A 22,737-nucleotide genomic window follows, 5' to 3' on the forward strand; every position below is an offset into this window, starting at 1 on the left:
CCTGTGGGGACTCCGCTACCGTTCCCCCGTGCTCGAGTCCTCCTACCTCACGGCCGTCCGCGACTCCTACGACACCGTCGCCGCCGCCTACGCCGAACGCGTCCCGAAACCCTCCGAGCTGGACCCGCTCTCCCGCGGCATGCTGGCGGCGTTCGCCGAGACGGTACGGCGCTCCGCCCCGCGCCCGGTCGCGGACCTGGGCTGCGGTCCCGGCCAAGTGACCGCCCACCTGGCCGGCTTGGGGGTTCCGGCATTCGGTGTCGACCTGTCGGCCGGCATGGTGGGACTGGCCCGGCGCGCCTACCCGCACCTGCGGTTCGTGCGGAGTTCGATGACCGCGCTCGGGCTGGGCGACGGCGTACTCGGCGGCATCCTCGCCTGGTACTCCACCCATCACACGCCGCCCGCGGAGCTGCCGTCGCTCTTCACCGAGTTCCATCGCACGCTCGCGCCCGGCGGTCACCTGCTGTGGGGGTGCCACATCGGAGACGAGCACCGGCGGCCCGCGCAGGGATACGGCCACCCCGTGTCCTACGAGTGGCACCTGCTGCCCGTGGAGCGAGTGGCCGAACTGCTGGAGCGGGCCGGGCTGGTGGTCGCGGCGCGGCTGGTGCAGGAGCCCGAGGGGCGGCTGACCCGGCCCCACGCCTGCCTCATGGCGCGCAAAGCCTGAAATCCGTACCGCGAGCCAGGGGATGAGGCCGGGGGCGGCTCAACTCCGCTTCCCCAGTGGCACAGTGAACGGGGGCACGGGGGCCGCCCCCGCAGGGGCGCTCACCGCACCGTCGCGCCCCGACCGGGCGCAGCACCTGCCGGCCGCGGACGCCGCGGCCGGCCAAGGCGTGCCCGGACGCGAAGGGCCCCGGGCGTCAGCCGGTGGTGAGCACCATACGGAAGCGGGCGGCACCGGAGAGCATCTTCCGGTACGCCTCGCCGGCCCGGTCCAGCGGCACGACCTCGGTCATCGGGCGGATCCCGTGCAGGGCACTGAACGCCATGGTGTCCTGCACGTCCTGCGAGGTGCCCGACGGATGACCGCGGACCACCCGGCCGCTCATGATCAGCTGCAGTGGGGCGATGCCCAGCGGTTCGGTGTCCGCGCCGATGACCACCAGCTCGCCGCGGTGCGACAGTCCGTCCACGGTCGCCGTGATGGCCTCGGAGCTGCCGGCCGTGGCCAGGACGGCCTTGGCGCCGCCGAGCGACTTCAGCGCCTTTGCGACGGGCGTGTCCGCCGTGCTGTCGACGTAGTGGTGCGCGCCGAGCTGCTTGGCGAAGTCGGCCTTGTCGGCTCCCCGGGCGATCGCCACCGTCTCGAATCCCATGGCCACCGCGTACTGCACCCCCAGGTGTCCCAGGCCGCCGATGCCGAGCACCGCGACCAGGTCGCCGGGGCGGGCGGAGCTGCGGCGCAGCCCGTTGAACGTGGTCACGCCCGCGCACGCCATGGGCCCGGCGTCACTCGCCGCCAGGGCGTCGGGGATCCGGGCCAGGGCGTCGACCGGTGCGATCACCCGCTCGGCGAAGCCACCGTCGTACGCCCAGCCGGGGACCTTCAGGTTCGGGCACACGATGAAGTCGCCCTGCCGGCACGGCGTGCAGTGGCCGCAGCTGCCGCCGAACCAGCCCACCGCCACCCGGTCGCCCACCTGCCAGCCCCACTCCCGCGTCCCCTCGCCGAGCTGCTCGACGCGGCCGGCGATCTCGTGTCCGGGGACCACCGGGAAGTCGATGCCGGGGACGGCGGCGTTCACGAAGAGGCTGTCGCTGTGGCAGACCCCGCAGGCCTCCACGGCGATCCTGACGTGGCGGGGGCCCGGCTCCGGGACCTCGCGCTCGACGATCCCGAAGGGACCGCCGGCAGTCGTCACCTGCGCGGCTTTGTAGGTGGTCATGGGTCTCTCCCGAAAGTCTCCCCCCGGCACAGGGCGGGCGGGTACGACGGCCCCCGTCACCAGCACATCAGCTCCGGACGGATCGCGCGCGCCGGGGGACGGGGGAGGGCGCGGCGCGGTTCACCGGGCCGGTGCTGCCGTCGACCGCCCCGGCCGGTCCCGGGGACCCGCCGTCCCTCAGGACCTGCCCCGCACGCGTGGGCCGCCTGCTCAGCCCCTCCCGCCGGGAGGCATGGGCCGTACGGTGAGGATCTGCTGGGCGTGCCCGACCGGGCCGTGCGCGTCGTGCAGGACCGTGCTGGTCAGGCCCAGGCCGGTCGGCCCGAAGGTGACCGTGGTGTCCAGTCCGGTCCAGCGGCCCTCGGGGCGGCGGTGGAGGTGCACGGTCAGATCCACGTTGGGAAACATCCACGCGGTGGGCGACTGCCGTGCGGCGATGCCGTTGGCCGTGTCGACCAGGGCCAGGTAGGAGGCGAGCGGGCCGCTCGGCTCGCCGGCGACCAGGGTGAGCGGGGTGGAGACCCACGCGGTGGTGCGGCCCGGGCGTGGCGGGGCGAGCGGGCGGACGTCCAGGGAGGCGATGTAGCCGCCGGGCCAGAGGTCGCTCATCGCCCAGGGAGCGAGCCGGTCGGGCGGGGTGAGCCGGTCCTCGGCGCCCCCGGCGACGGAGGTGGTGTCCTGGGCGGACAGCAGCCAGGTGCGGGCCCGGACGACCGGGCGGCCGGCGATGTGCACGACGGCTTCCAGCAGCTCGATGGTGCGACCGGGGCGGAGCGTCGCCACTTGTATCTCGCACTCGTCCAGGGTCGGGCGGCCCAGGATGTCGTAGCTGATCCGGGCCGGTACCAGACCGGTGTCGGGGCGTGCGGCCAGGTGGTCCTCGATCACGTGGACGATCAGCCCGCCCAGCGGGCTGAAGTGCTGCTCATCCGGGTCCCAGGCGCCGCTCGCGTGGACGGTGGGCTTGAAACGGTGCTCGTCGATGCGTTCGTAGTAGCTGTCGGGAACCGGGCTGCCGCTGTTCAACGGGTGTACCTTCCAGGGTTGTTCACGGAATGCCGGCCGGGCGCGAGGCCCGCGCCCGGCCGGCGGGGCAGGCCCATCATCGCCCAGCGGATGCTTGGCATTTACACCCACCGCCCGCCAGGAGGCTCTGCGCAGCTGCGCGACGTGACACAGGACGGCGTCGGCGCCTGCATCCGGATGCGCTGCGACCCGGTCATGACGGCCGAGCTCGGCGGGCCCCTGCCGGTCGAGGGCATGGCGGACACGGTGCGCCGGGACGCCGGGCGGGCGGCGGCCGGCACCGCATGGGTCAGGATGATCGTCCCTGATCCGCGGACCCCCGACGTGGTGGCCGGGACCGTGACCATCGGGGCCCACGAGAACGACGGCGGCCCGAGGTCGGAGATCGGCTGGATGGTGCTGCCCGAGTTCCAGGGGCGCGGCCTGGGCAGACGCGCCGCCCGCGCGCTGCTCGAACAGGCGCGGGACGAGGACCGCTGGGGAGAGGTGCACGCCTTCCCGGCCACGACCGACGCGGCCTCGAACGGCATCTGCCGTTCGCTCGGCTTCCGGTTCCTCGCCGAGCGCGAGGTGACGTTCGCGGGCCGGGTGCTGCGCACCCACCACTGGGCCGGCACCCCGCGCACCGACCTGACGCCGGGCTGAGGGGACGGGTCTCAGACGAGGCTCACCCACGCGCGCTGCTCGGCGGAGCGGGCCATGGCGTCCAGGGCCGCCGCCGCGGCCACCGCGTCGTCGAGGGTGGCACCGTACGGCCGGCCCTCCGTGATCGAGCGCAGGAAGTGGTGCGCCTCGACGACCTTGAGGTCGTCGTAGCCCATGGCGTTGGCCGAGCCCGGCTGGAAGGCCTCGTACACGCCGTGACCGGGGCCGACGTAGACCGTGCTGACCGGCTGGTCCTGGTAGGCGGTGCCGCGGCTGACGCCGAGTTCGCCCATGCGGCGGAAGTCCCAGAAGAGCGCGCCCTCGGTGCCGTGGATCTCGAAGCCGTAGTTGTTCTGCTCGCCCACCGAGACCCGGCAGGCCTCCAGGACCCCGCGCGCGCCGGAGGCGAAACGCAGCAGGCAGTTGACGTAGTCGTCGTTCTCGACGGGGCCGAGTGCGCCGCCCGCCGCCCGGGTGTGACCGGCGGTGGCACCAAAGGGGCGGGCCCGCTCGGGCACGAACACGGCGGTGTCCGCAGCCAGCGAGTCGATCTCGCCGAGCAGATGGCGGGCCAGGTCGACCCCGTGCGAGGCCAGGTCGCCCAGCACTCCGCTGCCGCCGCGCTCACGCTCGTAGCGCCAGGTCAGGGCACCCTCGGGGTGGGCGGCGTAGTCGCTGAACAGCCGGATGCGGACGTGGGTGACCCGGCCGATCTCGCCGGCCGCGATCATCTCGCGGGCGGCGGCGACGGCGGGTGCGTTGCGGTAGTTGAAGCCGACCGTGCCCCGCACGCCGGCCTTGGCGGCGGCGTCGGCGACCGCGCGGGCGTCACCGGCCGTCAGACCCACCGGCTTCTCGATCCAGATGTGCTTGCCGGCCCCGGCCATGGCGAGGCCGATCTCGCGGTGCAGGAAGTTCGGGGCGGTGATGCTGACCGCCTGGACGCGGGGGTCGGCGGCGATCTCCCGCCAGTCGCGGGTCGCGGAGTCGAAGCCGTACCGCCCGGCGGCCTCCTCGGCCCGGCCGGGCACCTCGTCGGCGACGGCGACCAGGCGCGGACGTACCGCGAGCTGCGGGAAGTGGTGGAGCACACGCGCGTACGCCTGGGCGTGCACCCGTCCCATCCAGCCGAATCCGACGACGGCGACGCCGAGCACATCCACCATGACAGCCCCTCTTTGGACCGATCCAAAACCTGCGGGCCCACGATGAAGGCCGGCTCCGCCCGGTGTCAACCCTCTTCGCCGGTGCCCTCCCGGCCCTTTACAGGAGCACCCGTCTGTGGAACGGTCCACCACGTGCGACCCCCGACCATCCGCGACGTGGCCGCGCGGGCCGGCGTGTCCAAGTCCCTGGTGTCCCTGGTGCTGCGCGGCTCCGACAGCGTGCGCCCCGAGAAGCGGCAGGCGGTCCTCGCCGCGATCGACGAACTCGGCTACCGGCCCAACGCCGCCGCCCGCAGCCTCAGCGAACGGCGCACCCGCACCGTCGGCGTGCTGCTCAACGACCTGCGCAACCCCTGGTTCGTGGAACTCCTCGACGGCCTCAACTCCCGCCTGTACGACAGCGGTCTGCACATGCTGCTCGCCGACGGCCGGCTCAACCGGCGCCTGGGCGAGGACCTCACCCGCACCTTCACCGAGCTGCGCGTCGACGGTCTGGTCGCCGTCGGCACCCTGCGGGACCCGAGGGCGCTGCGCACCGCGGCCGGCCGGGTGCCCACCGTCGTCGCCGGCACCCGCGAACCCGACCTGCCCAAAGTGGACGTCGTCGCGGGCGACGACGAGCACGGCGCCCGGCTGGCCACCGAGCACCTCATCGCCCTCGGCCACCGGCGCATCGCCCACATCACCGGTCACGGCGCGGTCGGAGAGCTGCGCCGCCGCGGCTTCGAGGCCGTCATGCGCGAGCGCGGACTGGCCGGCACCGCGGTCGTGGAGCAGGGCGACCTGACCGAGGAGGGCGGCCACCGGGCCGCGGTACGGCTGCTCAGCCGCCCCGGGCGCCCCACCGCCGTCTTCGCCGTCAACGACATGACCTGCGTCGGCGCGATGTCGGCCGCCGAGGAGAGCGGCCTCGGGGTGCCGCGCGACCTCTCCCTGGTCGGCTACGACAACACCTACCTGTCGAGGCTGCGGCACCTGTGGCTGACCACCGTGGACAACGCCGGCCACGACGTGGGCCGGCGCGCCGCCCAGCGGCTGCTCGACCGGATCGACGACCCGGACCGCCCGCGCGCGGTCGACCTGACCACCCCGTACCTGGAGGTGCGCGGCACGACCGCCCCGCCGCCCGGCGGCGCCTGAGGCCCAGCCCGCGAGCACCTCCGCCCACCGGCGGATCCCACCGGAGCACGCCCGCACGCCGCACCGGGCCGACGGGGCGGTGACGATGTCCAGTCCGCGGCGGTGCCCGTCCGGGGCCGGCGCGGCGGACGGCTCGGGCGGCGCCGCCGGCCTCGCGGTCGGCCACTGGGCGGACCCGGAGGCCCTGCGCCGCGACTGGCACCGGACCGGGCAGTGGCTGCCGGACATGGACCCCGAGCGGCGCGAGGGGGAGTACGAGTCCTGGAAGCGGGCCGTGGAGCGGTCCCCGGGCTGGATCCGCTCACCCGGACAGCGGCGCTGAGCCGGCGGGGGCCGGCCGGTGGCTTCAGCGACCCCGGCGACCGACCTCGGAGTGGTCGGCCTCGGAGTGGCCGGCCTCCGCCCGGACGAGCAGTGAGAGCAGGGAGGCCACGGTCAGCCCGGACTCGGCCGGGTGCCGCAGGACCTTGCTCGGGTCGATCCGGTAGATGTTGCCGCGCCCCTCCTTGGTGTGGGAGAGGTACCCGTCGCGCTCCAGATCGGCGATGATCTTCTGGACGGCGCGCTCGGTGAGCCTGCAGTGAGCGGCGATGTCACGGATCCGGGCGTTGTGGTTGTCGGCGATGGCGGCCAGTACCCGGGCGTGATTGGTCAGGAACGTCCATCCGGTATGCGGCTCAGGCACTCCTCCCATGGGGCCAGCCTAGAGTTCGGCTTTCGCGTATACAAGAGCCTGAACTGGGCTTCATGTATATCTTGACGTGTTCCAGGCGCCGGAGCGAGTCTGGAAGCGGAGGACGGGCGAACGCTTGTGGGAGAGGCGGTCATGGCGGAGCCTGCGTACGACGCGCGGTCCACGGTTCAGGGCGTCGCTGCCCGCGGTGACCGCGGCGGCGTGCCGGCGGCGCACCCGGGACGCGAACCGGCGATCGACATCGGCCCCGACGCGGACCGTGTGCTCGTCATGGTGCGCGGCGAACTCGGCCTCGACGTCGGCCAGGGTTTCCGGCGTGCCCTGAAGGACGCCCTCGGCCGCTCGGCCCAGGGCATCGACCTGGACCTGAGCGGAGTGGGGTTCTGCGACTGCTCCGCCCTCAACACCCTGATCAGCCTGCGGGAGCGGGCCCGGGCACAGGGCAAGACGATCGTCGTACGCGCCACCAGCCCCATGAGCGAACGGCTGCTCGCCCTCACCGGCACGCGCTCGCTGTTCTCCGCCGAGACACCCGGCGGGCCGGAGGCACACGAGGCGGGACCGCCGCTGCCCGCCGTCCGGCACGGGGAACCGGGGGACGGGACACCGGCCGAGGACACCGAGCAGGACCTGCGCATCGAGGTCGTCCAGCTGCGCCGCGCCATGCAGACCCGCCCCGCCATCGACCTGGCCCGCGGCATCCTCATGGCCTCCTTCGGCCTGACCCCGGAGCAGGCCTGGTCGGTGCTGGTCATCGCCTCCCAGAAGACCAACACCAAGCTGCACCACGTCGCCCGGGACGTGGTCACGGCGGTGCACGGCGACCCGCTGCCGGAGACGGTCCAAAAGCACCTGGCCGTCGCCGTGACCGAGGTCCGGGCCTCGGCGGACGGGACCGGCGCGCCGTAACGGAAGGCGCATCAGCCCCGCACCAGTGGTTACCCGAAACCTGGGGTTCGGAAGGGAGCCCCCGGGCCCCCGCGGGCACCGCGGAGGGCCCGCTCCAGCGCTCCGGCTCCTTCCGCACAGGAGGCTTCGACACGTCGCGCGGGTGCGGGTACCGGCCGGCCCCACCCGTCGTGATTGCGGCGCGGGCGATCGGGTACGCGAGCAGGGCTGTGCCCGGGGAGAGGAACCCGGGGCAGGCCGCACGACCGCCGCGACCAGGGAATCTGCCATGGAGACACCAGCGAACGACAACACCGCGACGCCCGCCCAGCGAGCACTGGACGTACTCGCCGAGAACGCCGAGGACGCGGTGGCACTGGACACGCTCGCGCACAGCGACGTGCTGATCCCCGTGCCGGACGACGTGAGCGACGAGGACGCCACCAACCCCTCGACGGTGGCCCTGCCCATCCTCGAACAACCGGGCGGAGTGCCGGTGGTGCCCGTGTTCACCTCCGAACTGGAGATGTCCGACCTGCTGCCCTTCGTCTCCCGCTACCGCCTCGTGCCCCTCGGCGCCCTCGCGTCCCAGTGGCCGGCCGACGACCTGTCGCTGACCATAGACGCCAGCTCGCCGCACGGCCTGACGCTCACCTCGGAGGGAGTACGCACCCTGCTGGCCCGGCATTGAGACCGAGCCGGCCTGTTCCAGCCGCCGACTCAGCCGTCACCGTCGAGTGTGCGGGCCAGGGCCGCGCGCTGCAGAGGCAGCACCTCGGCATGCAGCGCACGGCCCTTGGCCGTCAGACGGACCCACACCCCGCGCCGGTCCTCCGCGCACACCGACCGTTCCACCAGGCCGTCCTTCACCAGCCGGCCGATCAGCCGGGACAGCGCGCTCTGGCTGAGGTGGACCCGGTCGGCGAGGTTCTGCACCCGGCACTGCCCGCCTTCCCCGCCCTCCCCGGACGGCCCGGACGCCAGGATGTCGAGCACCTCGAAGTCGCTCGCGCCGAGCCCGTACGGATGCAGCACGCGGTCGAGTTCGCACATCGTCCGCGCGTGCACCGACAGAATGCCCCGCCATCTCTCCTCGAGCCGGGCTCCGGCCGCGTCCGCTTCCATGAGACCGCATGTTAATGCGCGTACATCGACATGGCCGGTCGCGCGGCGGCCGCCCCGGACGTCAGGCGTCCTGGACGAGCCCGACGAGATTGCCGTCCGCGTCCTTCACCGAGGCGATCAGCCTGCCGCCGCCGACGTCCCGCACGTCCTGCAGCAGCTCGGCGCCCGCCTCCACCAGAGCCGCCAGCCGCCCCCGGATGTCGTCGACGTGCCAGTACGGCACCGGCCCGGTCATCCCGCCGGCGTGCCCGTTCGGGTCGAGCCCGACGTCCTGCCCGGCGTCCTTGAACCCGACGTAGTAGGGCTCGTCCGCATACGGCTCGACCTCCAGCAGCGCCCTGAACAGGGATTTTGCCCGGTCGAGGTCCTTGACGGGGTAGACGATCGTCTTCAGGCCGGCGGTCATGGCGTACTCCTCGCTGACGAGTGGTCCCGACGGATGCGTCGGTGGTCTCACGCTAGAGCGGGGGAGCGCCGGGCCGCTTCTTCGATCCTGACCGGTTGCGCGGCGCTACCCGGCGACCCAAGGCCGGCCAGGCGGCCTGGCTGCGGGACGTGATGAACACCGTCGAGGCCGTCCCGGGCAACCGCGGCCTGGGCGTCTTCTCCTGGGAGGCGACCTGGACCGCGGTCCCCGGCAACGGCTGGGACCCGGCCGACCCCTCCTCCGGCAACGGCGGGGAGAACCAGGCCCTGTTCGACTACGACAACAGGGCGACCGCGGCGATGACGTGGTTCGGCCACCGCTGGAACGGGCGCGGGCCCGGCTGTCCATCGGTGCGGCAGCCGGGCCCTTCCCCCACGCCCCGGACCCGGACCGTCCAGTACCGGACAAGGCCCGGCGGATCCCGTACGCGACGGGGCGGCCCGGGGGACAGTGGGAAGCGTCAGGACGGGAAGGCCTCGACGACAGGAGGCGGTGATGCTGAGGACTTCCGCCGGCCGGACGCGCCTGCTCATCCTGGAGTGGCTCAGGGATCCGGCCGCGCACGCTCCCCGGCGGCGCCGCGACCCGTTGACGCACGGCGCGACCGCGAAGGCCGTCGCGGCCGGCCTCGGCATCCCGCGGCGGACCGCCGGGACGCATCTCGCCCTGCTGACCGACCTCGGCCTGCTGCGCGCCCGCCGGATCAGGTGCCGGACGTACTACAGCCGTGACGAGGTCCGCATCGCCGAGGTGGCCCGGATGTTCGAGAAGGGCTGGTGACCGGCGGCCCGCGGGAGCACCCGGCGGCTCGCGGAAACGAGGGACGGGGGCGCGCCCTCCCCCGGAGCGACGGGCCGAGCGGTACGCCGCGCCGCCGCCGGTGTGTGCGGCGGGGAACCGGCGGCGTTACGGTGTGTCCGGGCGCGGCCGAGTAGGAGACGTTACGAGCATGACAGCCCAGGAGACCGAGAGCCTGCGGGTGCCGTCGGCGTCCGCGCGGTGGCGGGCCCGGCGGGCGCAGGTACCGGTGGTCGCGGTGGTGGCGCTCGGCGGTGCGCTCGGGGCCACGGGCCGGTACGCGGTCTCGCGGTGGTGGCCGGCGCCGGCCGGGGGCTTTCCGTGGGCGACCTTCTCGGTCAATGTCGTCGGATGCGCGGTGATCGGCGTCTTCATGGTGGTGATCACCGATGTGTGGGGCGCCCACCGCCTGGTCCGGCCGTTCTTCGGCACCGGTGTGCTCGGCGGCTTCACCACCTTCTCCACCTACGCGGTCGACATCCAGAAGCTGGTGGACTCCGGCCACGCCCGCACCGCACTGGCCTACCTCGCCGCGACCCTGTGCGCGGCGCTCGCGGCGGTGTGGCTCGCCGTGACGGCGACCCGGCGCGTTCTGCAGCGGAGGCAGCGATGACGAGGCTCACCGGCAGCGCCCTGCGCGTGACCATTTTCATCGGCGAGAACGACACCTGGCACCACCGGCCCCTGTACTCGGAGATCGTGCACCGGGCCCACTCCGCCGGCCTGGCGGGCGCCAGCGTCTTCCGCGGTATCGAGGGGTTCGGCGCGTCCTCCCTGATCCACACCTCACGGCTGCTGTCGATGAGCGAGGACCTGCCGGTGGCGATCGTGATCGTCGACACCGAGGACCGGGTCCGCGCGTTCCTGCCGCAGCTGGACGAACTGGTCGGCGAGGGGCTGGTGATCCTCGACGACTGCGAGGTCATCCGGTACGTCGGCCGCGCGAGGGCGGCGGACGCGAAGGGCGGGAAGTGAACTGGCTGCTGGTGGTGGCCGGGGCCGCCGTCGGGGCACCCCTGCGCTATCTCACCGACCGCGCGGTGCAGTCCCGGCACGACTCGGTCTTCCCCTGGGGCACCTTCGTGGTCAACGTCGTCGGCTGTCTCGTCCTCGGCCTGCTCACCGGTGCCGTCTCTGCCGGGTTCGCCGGGCCGCGGCTGCAGCTGCTGCTGGGGACCGGGCTGTGCGGGGCCCTGACGACGTACTCGACCTTCTCCTACGAGACCCTGCGGCTGACCGAGACCGGTGCCGGGCTCTACGCCGCCGCCAACGCCGTCGCCAGCGTGGTGGCGGGCCTCGCCGCCGCGTTCGCCGGCGTGTGGATCGCCGGAAGCCTCTGACGGTTGTCGAAAGCTTTTGGTGTTGGTCGCCGGGCCTTCACCTGGGCACCGTAAGAGTGTCCACACCACTGTCGATCAACACCCCCAGAACTGGATCCCATGAGCGTCATCTCCGTCGGTCAGGCCGTCGTCCTCGGAGTCGTCGAGGGGGTGACCGAGTTCCTCCCCGTCTCCTCCACCGGCCACCTGAAGATCACCCAGGGGCTCATGGGCATCCCTGTCGACGACAAGTCCGTCGTGGCGTTCTCCGCCGTCATCCAGGTCGGCGCCATCGCCGCCGTGTTCGTGTACTTCTTCAAGGACATCGTGCGGATTCTCTCCGCCTGGTTCCGGGGCCTGGCCGACAAGGAGGAGCGCTACCACCACGACTACAAGTTCGCCTGGTGGATCATCTACGCCACGATCCCCATCGTCGTCGTGGGCCTTGCCGCCAAGCCCCTCATCGAGGGGCCGCTCGGCTCCCTGTGGGTGGTCGCCGGCTCGCTGATCGTCGGCAGCGGTGTGATGTGGTGCGCGGACCAGATGGGCCGGCACAAGCGCGGTGAGGACGACACCACCTTCAAGGACGCGATGCTGGTCGGCTCCTCGCAGATCCTCGCCCTGCTCTTCCCCGGCTTCTCCCGCTCCGGCGCCACCATGTCCACCGCGCTCATCCTGGATCTGGACCGCGTCGCCGCTACCCGGCTGTCCTTCTTCCTCGGTCTCCCGGCCCTGACCGGCGCCGGCATCTACGAGCTCAAGGACGCGGTGGGCGCGAGCGTGGGCACCCTCCCGCTGATCGTCGGCACCCTGGTGTCCTTCGTGGTCGCCTACGCCTCCATCGCCTGGCTGCTGAAGTTCGTCGCCAAGCACTCCTTCAACGCCTTCGTCGTCTACCGGATCGTGATCGGCCTGCTGCTGTTCGGCCTGCTGGGCACGGGGGTCATCAACGCCTGAGTGTTCGCCGTCCGCCCCCACCGGCCCGGAGGCAGAATGGTGATCATGGCGTCGTCCCCGACCTACCTCCCGGTCCTGCAGCGCATCGCCGAGGAGATCGAGCGGACGCCCGGCCGGGGGCGTGCCGCCGACTACATCCCGGCGCTCGCGGCCCGCGACGCCCGTGCCTTCGGCATGGCCGTCGCGGAGCTGGACGGCACGGTGTACGGGGTGGGGGACTGGCGGGAGCCGTTCTCCACCCAGTCCATCACCAAGGTGTTCACCCTCGCCCTCGACCTCGCCCGTGAAGGCGACGAACTGTGGGAGCACGTGGGCCGCGAGCCCTCCGGCAATCCCTTCAACTCCCTGGTCCAGCTGGAGTACGAGAACGGCATCCCGCGCAACCCGTTCATCAACGCCGGCGCCCTGGTCGTCACCGACCGCCTGCAGACCCGTACCGGCGACGCGGCGGGCGAACTGCTGCGCCTGCTGCGTGCCGAGAGCGGCAACCCGGAGCTGGACTTCGACACCGAGGTCGCCGCGTCCGAGACCGCGCACGGCGACCGCAACGCCGCCCTGGCCCATTTCATGGCGTCCTACGGCAACATCGACAACCCGGTGCCGGTCCTGCTGGACCAGTACTTCCGCCAGTGCTCGATCGCGGCCTCCTGCGCCGACCTCGCGCTGGCCACCACGTTCCTCGCCCGGCACGGCATACGGGCCGACGGCACCCGGCTGCTCACCCGCCGCCAGGCCAAGCAGATCAACGCGATCATGCTGACCTGCGGGACGTACGACGCGGCCGGCGGCTTCGCCTACCGCGTGGGGCTGCCCGGCAAGAGCGGCGTGGGCGGCGGCATCATCGCCGTCGTACCCGGCCGGTGCGCGCTGTGCGTGTGGAGCCCCGGTCTGGACGAGCGGGGGAACTCGGTGGCGGGCGTGGCGGCCCTGGACCGCTTCACGACCCTCACCGGTCTGTCGGTGTTCTGAGCCCCGCCGCCGTCCGGTCAGTCGCGCGCGTACCGGCGGCCCGTGAATCCCAGGCCGAGCAGCAGGGCCCCCGCGCCCACACCGATCGCGCTCGCGATCGTGCCCGTCTGCGACCAGTCCGGCCCGGCGTCCGGTTCGGCGCGGGGAGGCGCCGCGGACCCCGCCGACGCCACGGCCTTCGCGTGGGCGCGCGCCCCCGGCCGCAGGGCGTCGAGCGAGCCGACCGGATCGACGTATCCGGCCGCGTCGAACCCCCAGTCCAGCAGCCCCCGCGCCTCCTCGTAGACGGTGTGCCCCTCGCCTCCCTGCGGGTTCATCACGGTCACGACGAGGGTGCGCCCGCCCTGACGGGCGGCGGCGACCAGCGTGTTGCCCGCGTTGCTGGTGTAGCCGTTCTTGATGCCGAGCAGCCCCGGATACGGCTCCACGCCGTCGGCGCCGGTCAGCAGCCGGTTGGTGTTGGCGATCTGGTACGTCGTCCCGTCGTAGCCGGGGAAGGCGGCGTGCGCGGTGGAGCAGTACCGGGCGAAATCCGGGTCGCGCAGCCCGGCCCGGCCGAACACGGCCAGGTCGTACGCCGAGGACGCCTGCCCGTCGGCGTCGTAGCCGTCCGGGGAGACGACCGTGGTGTCGAGGGCGCCCAGGGAGCGGGCCTTGGTCTCCACCTGCCGGGCCGTCTGGTCCCAGCCGCCGTTGAGCGCGGCCAGTACGTGCACGGCGTCGTTGCCGGAGTTGAGGAACACCCCGCGCCACAGATCGGCCACCTTGTACGCATGGCCCTCGACGAGCCCGACCAGGCTGCTGCCTTCGCCGATTCCCGCCAACTCCTTCGCGCTGACGGTGTGCTGGACACCGGCGGGGAAGGCCGGCAGCACGGTCAGCGCGAACAGGGTCTTCAGCGTGCTGGCGGGCGGCAGTCTGCGGTGCGCGTCGTGCGCGGCGAGCACCTCGCCGGTACCGGCGTCGGCGACCAGCCAGGACAGCGCGGAGACGTCGGGCAGGTCCGGCGCCCCGGCGCGGAGCCGGACCTGCGTGCCCTCCTCCTCCAGCAGGCCCGGCGGCGGCACCGCCGCCTTCCGCTGCCCCGGCGCGCTCGTGTCCGCAGAGGTCCGGCCCACGGCCGCGACCGGCGGTGCCAGTGCCAGGACGCCTGCCGCGCAGAGCGCGCAGGTCGACATGACAGCTCGCGAACGAAGTCCGATCTTCATACCGCAAACGTAGGGAGAAATCGGTGGAAATGGGGTGCCGCGGGAGCCGAACGGGGCGCGCGAGTACCCGGATGCTCTAGCGCAGGCCCGTGGGCATCGGCCGATCGGTGGGCAGCGTCGGCTGGACGCGGCGTACGAACGCGGCGTTGTCCGGCGCCCTGCGCAGCTGTTCCAGCAGTGTCTCCAGGCCGGTCTGCCCGTCGCGGGTGCGCAGGACACGGCGCAGGCCGCGGGTCACCGTCAACTGGGCGGGGGAGAGGAGGAGTTCCTCGCGGCGGGTGCCGGAGGAGTCGAGGTCGACGGCTGGGAAGACCCGGCGGGAGGCGAGTTCGCGGCTGAGCCGGAGCTCCATGTTGCCGGTGCCCTTCAGCTCCTCGAAGAAGAAGTCGTCGGCGCGGGAGCCGGTCTCCACCAGAGCGGTGGCGAGGACGGTGAGCGAACCGCCCTCCTCGGCCAGGCGCGCGGCGCCGAACAGCCGCTTGGGTCCCTGCAGCGCGCCCGCGTCGACGCCGCCGCTGAGGGTGCGGCCACCGGCGGCGGCCGCGTTGTTGTGGGCGCGGCACAGCCGGGTCAGGGAGTCGAGGAGGACGACGACGTCCTCGCCGGCCTCGACGAGCCGCTTGGCCCGCTCGACGACGAGTTCGGCGAGCGCGATGTGCTGTCCGGGCGAGCGGTCGAAGGTGGAGGCGTACACCTCGCCGCGCACCGAGCGCCGCATGTCGGTGACCTCCTCCGGGCGCTCGTCCAGCAGCACCACCATCAGCCGGCACTCCGGGTGGTTGCCGGCCACGGCGGCCGCGATCTGCTGGAGCAGCACGGTCTTGCCGGTTTTGGGCGGCGCGACGACGAGTCCGCGCTGGCCCTTCCCGACGGGCGCGATCAGGTCGGTGACACGGCCGGTGAGACCGGAGGCCGGGTGTTCGAGCAGCAGCCGTTCACGCGGGTGCAACGGCGTCAGATCGTGGAAGTGGCGGCGGCCCCGGGCCTCGTCCGGAGTGCGGCCGCCCACGCGTGTGACCTCGGTGAGGGCCTGCTGCTGCCCGCGTACGCCCTCGACCACATCGCCCTTGCGCAGGCCGTGACGGCGGATCAGCGCGGCGGAGAGCCAGGGGTCGGTGGGGGAGGGCAGGCAGCCCTCGCCGCGCAGACGGCCCTTGCCGCCGGCGTCGATGTCCAGGACACCGGTGGCGGTCAGGGGGGCCGGTGCGGGCTGCTGCCGTACCGGGGGGTGTTCGAGTGTGGTGATCATGGGTGGGTGCCCTTTCAGAGACGGACGGCACGAGGTGTGCGAGGAGAAGGAGACGAGCCGCGACGGGGAGGCGTGCGTGCACGCCCGGGGCGGCGGAGGACACCGGTCCGGCCACGGCGCGAAGCGCCGCTCACGAGGCGGTGGGAGAAGCTGCCGCGCCGACCCGGACGGTGGGCGGCTGGGCGCACTGGAGAAGAACCGCACCGACGCCCGCGACGGGGCGTACACAGGTGCTCATCACACTGTACCACCCGGACGGGCGTCGACGCTCCACCCGAACGGTCCTCGCCCCCAGGTGTCTAAGCTGACCCAGGTGTTCACCCCCGAAGGTCCCACCCTACGTGAGCTCGCCGTTCAGGCGCTGTCCTCCGTCGAGCGCGGCTACGACCTGCTCGCGCCGAAGTTCGACCACACCCCGTTCCGGACGCCGGACGCGGTGCTGGACGCCGTCGCGTCGGTTCTGGGGAGGATGGGGCCGTTCCAGGACGGGCTCGACCTGTGCTGCGGCACGGGCGCCGGTGCCGAGGTGCTGGCCCGGGTGTGCCGGGAGAGTGTCACGGGGGTCGACTTCAGCGCCGGGATGCTGTCGGTGGCCCGGGACCGCGCCCCGGCCGCGGGCCCCCGGCTCGGCTGGGTGCGCGGGGACGCCCGGGAGCTGCCCTTCGCCGCCGCGTTCGACCTGGTCGTGAGCTTCGGCGCGCTCGGGCACTTCCTGCCGGGTGAGCTGCCCGGGCTGTTCGGCCAGGTTCACTCGGTGCTGCGGCCCGGCGGCCTGTTCGCCTTTCCGGTGTCCGCTCCGCCGCGCCCCCGCTCGACGGCGTTCTGGACGCTGCTCGCCTTCGACGCGGTGATGCGGGTGCGCAATGCCGTGTGGCGGCCGCCGTTCGTCATGTACTACCGCGCCTTCCGGTTCGGCGACCTGCGGCGGGAGCTGGAGCGGGCCGGTTTCCGCGTGGAGCTGTACCCGCTCGAGGAGTTCGGCCGGCGTACCGACGGCAGCCCGCGGGCCCGGATGATCGCGGCCCGCAGGCTGCCCTGACGCGCCGGGTCACGCGTACGGAGGAGCCGTCCGCGAGCCGGGCGATCGCGTCGCGGTGGTGCGGAGCCGGCTCCGCCTGACGCATCCGGCCGCAGGCCCGCCGCGGTCGCATGGCGCCGGAGCCGTCGCCGGGCCCGCGCCGCGCCGGCCCGGCCGCCCCAAGGTCCACCACCGTCCTGCCGTCCGCGGTGACGGCCACCGCGATGCCCGAGGCGCGGTGGCCGTGGGCCTGGGGCGTGCCCGGACACGAGCGCTCCGTCGTTCGCCCCGCCCGGCTCCGTCAGGCGTACGACCGCAGCCAGCGCAGCTTGACCGCCTCCTGGTAGGGGCCGCCGCCCTCGTGGTCGTTGAAGTCGTACACCTCGATCGCCTTGTCGTCGTGCGCCCAGGCGTTGAACGCGGCGAACACGGTGGAGGGCGGGCAGGTCTGGTCCTCCAGGGCCGCCGAGAACAGGGCCGGGGCGCGGCCGCGGGCGGCGAAGTGCACCCCGTCGAAGTACGACAGCGTGCGCAGCGCGTCCTCGGTGCGCCCGCGGTGGGTCTTGAGGTAGAGGCCGATCTCCCGATACGGGTGACGGTCGGTCAGCGCCGCCGCGCGCGGATAGTCGCACAGGAACGGCACGTCCGGCGCGATCGCGACCAGGTCCGGCACCAGGCCGCCCACGGCGATCGTGATGCCGCCGCCCTGGCTCGCGCCGACCGCCGCGGTGCGGCCCGCGTCGGTCAGCGGGTGCGAGCGCGCCGCCTCGACGGCCCGTACCGCGTCGGTGAACACCCGGCGGTAGTAGTAGTTCTCCGGGGCGTCCAGACCCCGGGTCATGAAACCGGGGTACGCCGGCGCGCCGCCCACCGGGTCGGGGGTGCCGCCTCCGCCGCCCCAGGCGCTGCCCTGTCCGCGGGTGTCCATCACGAAGTGCGCCCGGCCCGACGACGCCCACAGCAGGTGCTCGTGCGGCAGTCCGCGCCCGCCGCCGTAGCCGACGAACTCCACGACCAGCGGCAGCGGCGCGTCGGCCCGGGCGGGCAGGGTCAGCCATCCCTTGACCAGGTGGCCGCCGAACCCGGCGAAGGTCACGTCGTACACCTTCACCGTCGTCAGTCCCGTGTCCACCAGGTCGAACCGGGTGTCCAGATCGTGCTCGCGGGCCTCCTGGAGGGTCTTGGACCAGAAGGCGTCGAAGTCCTCGGGCTCGGCGGACGTACTGCGGTACTCACGGAGTTCGTCGATCGGAAGGTCGAACAGGGCCATCGACTACCGCCTTTGCGGAGAGACTGGTGGGACTGGAAGGACTGCAGACGATCAGACCGTACGGCCACGGCCGAACGCTCCGCCAGAGCCTCCCGCCGGCGGGCGCACCCTGGTCCCCGGCCCGGCACCCTGGTCCCCGGCTCCGGCACCCGGGTCCCCGGCCCCTGTGTCACCGGTCGGCCGTGTCATGCCCGGCCGCGGCTCCACTCCGGGCCGGTGCGGGCCCACTCCCGCCCCCACTCCTCCAGCCGGCGGCGCAGGCAGACCCGGCGGACGACGGAGCGGGTGAGCAGGACGGCGGTGGCGGTGGCTGCCGCGGCACAGACGCCCAGGGCGACGGTGTGCTGCCAGACCGTGGTCTCGTCCGGCGGCTCGGAGACCGCGCGGCCACGGGAGTCGACCCACACGGGGACCGTGTCGCCGCGCCGTGTCCCGGCCGGCACGCGGGCCACGTCGGTGCGCGGCGCCCGGCCCGGCTCGGTCCAGCGGACCGTCACCGGACGGGTGTGCCGACCGGCACCCGGCACGGCGGGCGGCCCGGGCGGCCGGCCGACGACCTCGGCGTGCACAGGGCGGCGGTCGGCACGCTGGGCCGCCCGCGCCTCGTCGTGGGCCCACCGGGCCGTGAACGCCCCGAGCAGGGGCGCCCCCAGGAACAGCAGGACCGCGAAGAGCACCGCCGTCCACGTCTCCACGACGTCCGACCTGCGCCGCAGCGGATTGTGGCGCCGCCCGCGCACCCGGGTTCGCATGCCGACCTCCCTGTGAGCGTCCGAACCGTTCCTCTGCCCCGGTGGGCCCTGTTCACCCGGCGGCGGGTGGCGAGCGACGCCGGGTGACTGATCCGCAGGCCCTGTGGAACCCGTCCTCCACGCCGTCCGGCAGCGGGGCGGCTCAGCGCCCGGCACCGCCGAGGAGACCCATGACGAAGGGCCCGGTCGCAGTGCGACACGCCGACCGTGGGGGAGCGGGTGTTCCCTGGCCAAGTCCCCGGACCGGCCGCGGTGAAACGGACCGGCGGGCGCGGACGGCGGCCACCGGCAGCCGGAGGCGGTGACCGTGGGCCGGGGCATCCGCAGCGTCACCGCGGGCGTCGACGGCTCGCGGGCCGGGCAGGACGCCGCCGCCTGGGCCGCCCGGGAGGCCCGGCGCCGCGGGCTGCCGCTGCGCCTGCTGTACGCCGGGGCGGACCTCGTCCTGGAGCGGGCCGCAGAGGAGCTCGCGTGTGCGTACCCGCACGTGGAGGTCATCGGCACCCGTGCGCGTGAACCCGCGGTCGAGGCGCTGCTCGCCGCGGCGGCCGGGACCGAGCTGCTGGCGCTGGGCACCCGGGGCTTCACCGGGTTCGCCGGGTTCCCGGTCGGCTCGGTCGCACTCGCCGTGGCGGCCCGCGCGCCCTGCCCGGTGGTGCTGGTCCGTTCGGGGGAGCGGCCCGAGGACGAACGCGAGCCCGTCCCCGGCACTCCGCCCGGCGAGGCGCCCTACCTGCCCGTCGTGCTGGGCGTCGACCTGGAGCGGCCGGCCGGGGCACTCGCCGGCCACGCCTTGCGCGCGGCCGCCGCCCGCTCCGCCACGCTGCGCGTCGTGCACACCTGGACGCTGCCGTATCCGGACCAGGACGCACCGGCCGGGCTCGTCTCCCTCGCGGAAACCGCTGCCGAGGAGGACATCCGCAAGCGCCTGCTCGCCGCGTGGCTGCGGCCGTGGCAGCGCGGGTTCCCCAGGGCCGCGGTCGAGATCGAGGTGGTCCTGGGCCGTCCCGTGCAGCAACTCCTCAGGTCGTGCACCCGGGCCGGTCTGCTGGTCATCGGGCGCCGCAGCGGCCCCGGCCGGGGCCTGGGCGGGGTCGCCCACTCCCTGCTCCACCACGCCGCCTGCCCGGTGGCGGTGGTCCCGCACGGGTGACCGTGGACGACGGGCGTGGTCACCGGGGCGCGTCAGGCGTCGTCCTGGTCCCGTCCGTGCCAGGCGTTGTACCGGGTGAGGTAGGCGGCGAAGCGCCTCAGGTCGTCCTCGGTCCAGTCCGCCAGACGCTCGCGGAAGGCCGCGCGGCGGCTCTCGGTGACCTGGGCGAGGATCCGCCGTCCGGCGACCGTCAGGTGGAGCACCTGGACGCGGAGGTCGTCGGGGTCGGGGCGCCGCTCCACCAGGCCGGCCCGTTCCAGGGCGGACACCTGCCGGCTGACGGTGGACTTGTCCAGCGCGTAGTGCGCGGCCAGGTCGGTGGCCCGGCAGCGGCCGCTCTCCTCCAGGTGCCCGAGCAGCGTGTACGACACCAGCGACAGCTCCGGGTGCATGCGTCCGGCCGAGGCCCGGGCCCGGCGGGCGAAGTCCCGCCGGGCCCGGGCCCGGCGGCGCAGGGCCGCAGCGGTCGTCGTCCGTCGTCGGTGACGACCTCTCACTCGTCGAAGCGGCTGAAGTGGCTGAAGCGACAGGAGCGGCTCTCGCTGCTCATGCGTCGGCCGCCAGCCGTTCGACGAGAGCGAGGGAGTCCGCGTTGTACGCGGCGACGATCGCGCGGGCGGTCGTGGCGTCGCCCGCCGCCAGGGCGTCGACGAGTCCGGTGTGCCCGGACCACAGGGCACCGCGCAGATCGGCGCGGCGGCGCAGGTGCTGCACCGCGCACATCCAGGACTGCACGCGCAGCCGGTGCAGGAAGTCGGAGAGGTAGGGGTTGCCGAACAGGGCGGCGAGTTCCCGCCAGAAGCGCAGGTCGTAGCCGATCAGTACGGTCAGGTCGCCCGCGGCGGCCGCGCGCTGCGCCTCCTCGCCGCGCCGGCGCACCCCGGCGAGTACGGTCCTGGCGCACGGCTCGTCGGAACGGCGGAAGGCCTTGGGGCCCCCGGCCACGACCCGGAACATGCCGTCGGTGACCAGGCCGCGGGCCTCGATCATCGCGCGCAGGTCGTCCAGGGAGTACTCGCGCACCCGGAAGCCGCGGTGCTGGTCGGCCTCCAGCAGGCCCTGCGCGGACAGGTCGACGAGCGCCTCGCGGACGGGGGTCGCGGACACCCCGTACTGCTCGGCGATCTCCTTGACCGTGCACTCCTGCCTCGGCAGCAGCCGCCCGGCCAGCACCTCGTCCCGGAGCGCGTCCGCGATCTGCTGCCGCAGGGTGCTGCGCGTCACGGCGCCGGTGCCGCTGATGCCGGGCATGGTCGGGGCGTCTCCTTGCGCGTGCGGGGCGTACTCGTACGTCCATGTCTACGAGCACGCCACCTTACGCGTTCGATTTTCCCCGATCCCGGTACGCCGGGGCCGTACGGCCGCTTCGTGCCCGCGCGGCCGCTTCGGCGCCCTGAGCGGCTGCCTGGGCGTCCCGTGCCGTTACTTCGTGTACTCGTCGGCCACCGACAGCGCCGCGTCCAGCACCGCCAGGCCCTCCTTCAGTTCGGCCGCGGTCGCGTTGCACGGCGGGACGACGTGCGTGCGGTTCATGTTGATGAAGGGCCACAGGCCGTTCGCCTTCGCGGCGGCGCCGAAGGCCGCCATCGGGGCGTTCGCCTCGCCGGCCGCGTTGTAGGGCACCAGCGGCTCGCGGGTCTCGCGGTCCTTCACCAGCTCGATGGCCCAGAACATGCCGACGCCGCGCACGTCGCCGACGCTCGGGTGCCGCTCGGCCAGCTCGCGCAGCGCCGGCTCCACGACCTCGGCGCCGAGCCGCGCGGCGTTCTCGACGACGCCCTCCTCGGCCATCACGTTGATCGTCGCGACGGCCGCCGCGCAGGCCAGCGGGTGCCCGGAGTAGGTGAGACCGCCGGGGTAGGCGCGCTTGCCGAACGTCTCCGCGATCCTCCCGGAGATCGCGACGCCGCCGAGCGGTACGTAGCCGGAGTTCACGCCCTTGGCGAAGGTCATCAGGTCCGGTACGACGTCGAAGAGGTCCGCCGCGAACCACTCACCGGTCCGCCCGAACCCGGCCATGACCTCGTCCAGGACGAAGACGATCCCGTACTTGTCGCACAGCTCGCGCACCCCGGCGAGATAGCCGGGCGGCGGCACCATGATCCCGGCCGTGCCGGGGATGGTCTCCAGGATGATCGCGGCGATGGTGGCCGGCCCCTCGAAGGCGATCGTCGCCTCCAGGTGCTCCAGGGCGCGCGCGCACTCCTGCTCCTCGGTCTCGGCGTAGAAGCGGGAGCGGTAGAGGAAGGGCGCCCAGAAGCGCACGACGCCGGCCGAGCCGCTGTCCGAAGGCCAGCGCCGCGGGTCGCCGGTGATGTTGACGGCCTGCTGCGTGCCGCCGTGGTACGAGCGGTACGCCGAGAGCACCTTGGGCCGTCCGGTGTGCAGCCGGGCCATGCGTACCGCGTGCTCGACGGCGTCGGCGCCGCCGTTGGTGAAGAAGATCTTGTCCAGGTCGCCCGGGGTCCGCTCGGCTATCAGCCGCGCCGCCTCGGACCGCGCCTCGACGGCGAACGCCGGCGCGAACGTGGCCAGGTTCGCGGCCTGCTCCTGGATCGCGGCGACGACCTTGGGGTGCTGGTAGCCGATGTTGGTGTAGACGAGCCCGCTGGCGAAGTCCAGGTAGCGCCTGCCGTCGTAGTCCCAGAAGTACGACCCTTCGGCACCGGCCACGGCCGGCGGGTCGATGAGGTCCTGCGCGGACCAGGAGTGGAACACGTGCGCACGGTCGGCGGCCTTGACGGCTGCGCCGGCTTCGGGATTCGGCTGAGGGGTCATGCGGGCGAGCGTAAACGGAGGGGACGAGGGCGCGACATCGGCGGCCTGTCTGCGCTCGCGGAGTTTTAGCGACAGGTTGTCGCTGTTACGGAACCGTGGACGCCGCGTCGCCCGCCCGCGCGGGCCGCCGCACTATCCTCGGTCTGACACGCAGGGGCGTATCGGGGGATGTCGGGGGGAGGCGGTTCGGCCATGGAGAAGCTGGGGCCTGGCGACCCGCAGAGGATCGGTGCGTACCGGCTGCTGGCGCGGCTCGGGGC

26 protein-coding genes and 2 pseudogenes are annotated in these 22,737 nt (G+C 73.6%); 15 read left to right on the top strand and 13 right to left on the bottom strand.

Annotated features, from left to right (window positions below):
• Positions 1 to 28 precede the first annotated feature (28 nt).
• The gene (locus C1I97_RS02020) at positions 29 to 673 is read left to right on the top strand and encodes a class I SAM-dependent DNA methyltransferase (RefSeq protein WP_111001509.1); all 645 of its coding nucleotides are present in this window, start codon (positions 29 to 31) and stop codon (positions 671 to 673) included.
• A gap of 196 nt (positions 674 to 869) precedes the next feature.
• On the opposite strand, the gene C1I97_RS02025 is transcribed toward C1I97_RS02020, so the two are convergent.
• Entirely contained in the window at positions 870 to 1,895 is a 1,026-nt protein-coding gene (locus C1I97_RS02025) for an alcohol dehydrogenase (protein WP_111001487.1), read from the bottom strand.
• Between the two features lie 210 nt (positions 1,896 to 2,105).
• Positions 2,106 to 2,921, bottom strand: a complete 816-nt coding sequence (locus C1I97_RS02030) for a thioesterase family protein (RefSeq protein WP_111001488.1) — start codon at positions 2,919 to 2,921, stop codon at positions 2,106 to 2,108.
• 90 nt (positions 2,922 to 3,011) lie between these two features.
• Between C1I97_RS02030 and C1I97_RS02035 the strand changes: the two genes are divergently transcribed.
• Positions 3,012 to 3,566: a GNAT family N-acetyltransferase gene (locus C1I97_RS02035; protein ID WP_111001510.1), complete on the top strand. Its 555-nt coding sequence runs from the start codon at positions 3,012 to 3,014 to the stop codon at positions 3,564 to 3,566.
• An 11-nt stretch (positions 3,567 to 3,577) separates the two neighbouring features.
• Here the strand turns inward: C1I97_RS02035 and C1I97_RS02040 are convergent, their stop codons facing one another.
• Positions 3,578 to 4,732, bottom strand: a complete 1,155-nt coding sequence (locus C1I97_RS02040; protein ID WP_111001489.1) for a Gfo/Idh/MocA family protein — start codon at positions 4,730 to 4,732, stop codon at positions 3,578 to 3,580.
• A 132-nt stretch (positions 4,733 to 4,864) separates the two neighbouring features.
• Here C1I97_RS02040 and C1I97_RS02045 point away from each other — a divergent pair, with 132 nt between their 5' ends.
• Both C1I97_RS02045 and C1I97_RS02050 read left to right on the top strand, forming a co-directional pair.
• Positions 4,865 to 5,872: a LacI family DNA-binding transcriptional regulator gene (locus tag C1I97_RS02045; RefSeq protein WP_111001490.1), complete on the top strand. Its 1,008-nt coding sequence runs from the start codon at positions 4,865 to 4,867 to the stop codon at positions 5,870 to 5,872.
• Between the two features lie 130 nt (positions 5,873 to 6,002).
• Positions 6,003 to 6,194: pseudogene (locus tag C1I97_RS02050) on the top strand (glycerol kinase); the annotation flags it as partial.
• Between the two features lie 24 nt (positions 6,195 to 6,218).
• On the opposite strand, the gene C1I97_RS02055 reads toward C1I97_RS02050, so the two are convergent.
• Positions 6,219 to 6,566: a helix-turn-helix transcriptional regulator gene (locus tag C1I97_RS02055; protein ID WP_111001491.1), complete on the bottom strand. Its 348-nt coding sequence runs from the start codon at positions 6,564 to 6,566 to the stop codon at positions 6,219 to 6,221.
• Between the two features lie 132 nt (positions 6,567 to 6,698).
• Between C1I97_RS02055 and C1I97_RS02060 the strand changes: the two genes are divergently transcribed.
• Both C1I97_RS02060 and C1I97_RS02065 read left to right on the top strand, forming a co-directional pair.
• Complete coding sequence (locus C1I97_RS02060; RefSeq protein ID WP_111001511.1) at positions 6,699 to 7,475, top strand: ANTAR domain-containing protein; 777 nt, start codon at positions 6,699 to 6,701, stop codon at positions 7,473 to 7,475.
• A 268-nt stretch (positions 7,476 to 7,743) separates the two neighbouring features.
• Positions 7,744 to 8,145 (top strand): SseB family protein, encoded by a 402-nt coding sequence (locus tag C1I97_RS02065; protein WP_111001492.1) that lies wholly within the window; start codon positions 7,744 to 7,746, stop codon positions 8,143 to 8,145.
• Between the two features lie 29 nt (positions 8,146 to 8,174).
• Here the strand turns inward: C1I97_RS02065 and C1I97_RS02070 are convergent, their stop codons facing one another.
• Together C1I97_RS02070 and C1I97_RS02075 are read right to left on the bottom strand one after the other, a co-directional pair.
• Complete coding sequence (locus C1I97_RS02070) at positions 8,175 to 8,579, bottom strand: MarR family winged helix-turn-helix transcriptional regulator (protein ID WP_111001493.1); 405 nt, start codon at positions 8,577 to 8,579, stop codon at positions 8,175 to 8,177.
• A gap of 61 nt (positions 8,580 to 8,640) precedes the next feature.
• A complete protein-coding gene (locus C1I97_RS02075; RefSeq protein ID WP_111001494.1) occupies positions 8,641 to 8,985 on the bottom strand; it encodes a VOC family protein in 345 nt (114 codons plus the stop codon).
• Between the two features lie 122 nt (positions 8,986 to 9,107).
• On the opposite strand from C1I97_RS02075, the pseudogene C1I97_RS02080 reads away from it, so the two are divergent.
• From C1I97_RS02080 to C1I97_RS02110, 7 genes and pseudogenes are all read left to right on the top strand, one after another.
• Positions 9,108 to 9,326 (top strand): annotated as a pseudogene (locus tag C1I97_RS02080) (glycosyl hydrolase 53 family protein); the annotation flags it as partial.
• A gap of 175 nt (positions 9,327 to 9,501) precedes the next feature.
• A complete protein-coding gene (locus C1I97_RS02085) occupies positions 9,502 to 9,786 on the top strand; it encodes an ArsR family transcriptional regulator (protein WP_111001495.1) in 285 nt (94 codons plus the stop codon).
• Positions 9,787 to 9,955: 169 nt separating this feature from the next.
• Positions 9,956 to 10,417, top strand: coding sequence for a fluoride efflux transporter CrcB (crcB, locus tag C1I97_RS02090; protein ID WP_111001496.1), 462 nt, complete (start codon positions 9,956 to 9,958; stop codon positions 10,415 to 10,417).
• The gene (locus C1I97_RS02095) at positions 10,414 to 10,779 is read left to right on the top strand and encodes a DUF190 domain-containing protein (protein ID WP_111001497.1); all 366 of its coding nucleotides are present in this window, start codon (positions 10,414 to 10,416) and stop codon (positions 10,777 to 10,779) included. Before crcB (C1I97_RS02090) ends, C1I97_RS02095 begins: the two co-directional genes overlap by 4 nt.
• The gene (crcB, locus tag C1I97_RS02100) at positions 10,776 to 11,144 is read left to right on the top strand and encodes a fluoride efflux transporter CrcB (protein ID WP_111001498.1); all 369 of its coding nucleotides are present in this window, start codon (positions 10,776 to 10,778) and stop codon (positions 11,142 to 11,144) included. The genes C1I97_RS02095 and crcB (C1I97_RS02100) overlap by 4 nt, the downstream gene beginning before the upstream one ends.
• A 99-nt stretch (positions 11,145 to 11,243) precedes the next feature.
• Positions 11,244 to 12,080, top strand: a complete 837-nt coding sequence (locus C1I97_RS02105) for an undecaprenyl-diphosphate phosphatase (protein ID WP_111001499.1) — start codon at positions 11,244 to 11,246, stop codon at positions 12,078 to 12,080.
• A gap of 36 nt (positions 12,081 to 12,116) precedes the next feature.
• Complete coding sequence (locus C1I97_RS02110; protein ID WP_111001500.1) at positions 12,117 to 13,049, top strand: glutaminase; 933 nt, start codon at positions 12,117 to 12,119, stop codon at positions 13,047 to 13,049.
• A 17-nt stretch (positions 13,050 to 13,066) separates the two neighbouring features.
• Here the strand turns inward: C1I97_RS02110 and C1I97_RS02115 are convergent, their stop codons facing one another.
• Both C1I97_RS02115 and rho read right to left on the bottom strand, forming a co-directional pair.
• On the bottom strand, positions 13,067 to 14,257 hold the full coding sequence (locus C1I97_RS02115) for a D-alanyl-D-alanine carboxypeptidase family protein (RefSeq protein WP_111001501.1): 1,191 nt from the start codon (positions 14,255 to 14,257) through the stop codon (positions 13,067 to 13,069).
• A 76-nt stretch (positions 14,258 to 14,333) separates the two neighbouring features.
• Positions 14,334 to 15,506 (bottom strand): transcription termination factor Rho, encoded by a 1,173-nt coding sequence (gene rho, locus C1I97_RS02120; RefSeq protein ID WP_111001502.1) that lies wholly within the window; start codon positions 15,504 to 15,506, stop codon positions 14,334 to 14,336.
• Between the two features lie 313 nt (positions 15,507 to 15,819).
• Between rho and C1I97_RS02125 the strand changes: the two genes are divergently transcribed.
• Entirely contained in the window at positions 15,820 to 16,545 is a 726-nt protein-coding gene (locus tag C1I97_RS02125; RefSeq protein WP_111001503.1) for a class I SAM-dependent methyltransferase, read from the top strand.
• Positions 16,546 to 16,825: 280 nt separating this feature from the next.
• On the opposite strand, the gene C1I97_RS02130 is transcribed toward C1I97_RS02125, so the two are convergent.
• Both C1I97_RS02130 and C1I97_RS02135 read right to left on the bottom strand, forming a co-directional pair.
• Positions 16,826 to 17,794, bottom strand: a complete 969-nt coding sequence (locus C1I97_RS02130) for an acetylxylan esterase (protein WP_111001504.1) — start codon at positions 17,792 to 17,794, stop codon at positions 16,826 to 16,828.
• 185 nt (positions 17,795 to 17,979) lie between these two features.
• Positions 17,980 to 18,546, bottom strand: coding sequence for an Rv1733c family protein (locus C1I97_RS02135; protein WP_111001505.1), 567 nt, complete (start codon positions 18,544 to 18,546; stop codon positions 17,980 to 17,982).
• Positions 18,547 to 18,847: 301 nt separating this feature from the next.
• On the opposite strand from C1I97_RS02135, the gene C1I97_RS02140 reads away from it, so the two are divergent.
• Positions 18,848 to 19,699, top strand: coding sequence for a universal stress protein (locus C1I97_RS02140; RefSeq protein WP_258382383.1), 852 nt, complete (start codon positions 18,848 to 18,850; stop codon positions 19,697 to 19,699).
• Positions 19,700 to 19,731: 32 nt separating this feature from the next.
• Here C1I97_RS02140 and C1I97_RS02145 read toward each other — a convergent pair whose 3' ends face one another.
• The 3 genes from C1I97_RS02145 to C1I97_RS02155 form a co-directional block, all read right to left on the bottom strand.
• Positions 19,732 to 20,154, bottom strand: a complete 423-nt coding sequence (locus C1I97_RS02145; RefSeq protein ID WP_258382384.1) for a MarR family winged helix-turn-helix transcriptional regulator — start codon at positions 20,152 to 20,154, stop codon at positions 19,732 to 19,734.
• A gap of 91 nt (positions 20,155 to 20,245) precedes the next feature.
• On the bottom strand, positions 20,246 to 20,950 hold the full coding sequence (locus C1I97_RS02150; protein WP_111001507.1) for a GntR family transcriptional regulator: 705 nt from the start codon (positions 20,948 to 20,950) through the stop codon (positions 20,246 to 20,248).
• Positions 20,951 to 21,121: 171 nt separating this feature from the next.
• Positions 21,122 to 22,477 (bottom strand): aspartate aminotransferase family protein, encoded by a 1,356-nt coding sequence (locus C1I97_RS02155; protein ID WP_111001508.1) that lies wholly within the window; start codon positions 22,475 to 22,477, stop codon positions 21,122 to 21,124.
• Positions 22,478 to 22,737 lie beyond the last annotated feature (260 nt).

Source organism: Streptomyces sp. NTH33, from assembly GCF_003236365.1.
Classification (GTDB): domain Bacteria; phylum Actinomycetota; class Actinomycetes; order Streptomycetales; family Streptomycetaceae; genus Streptomyces.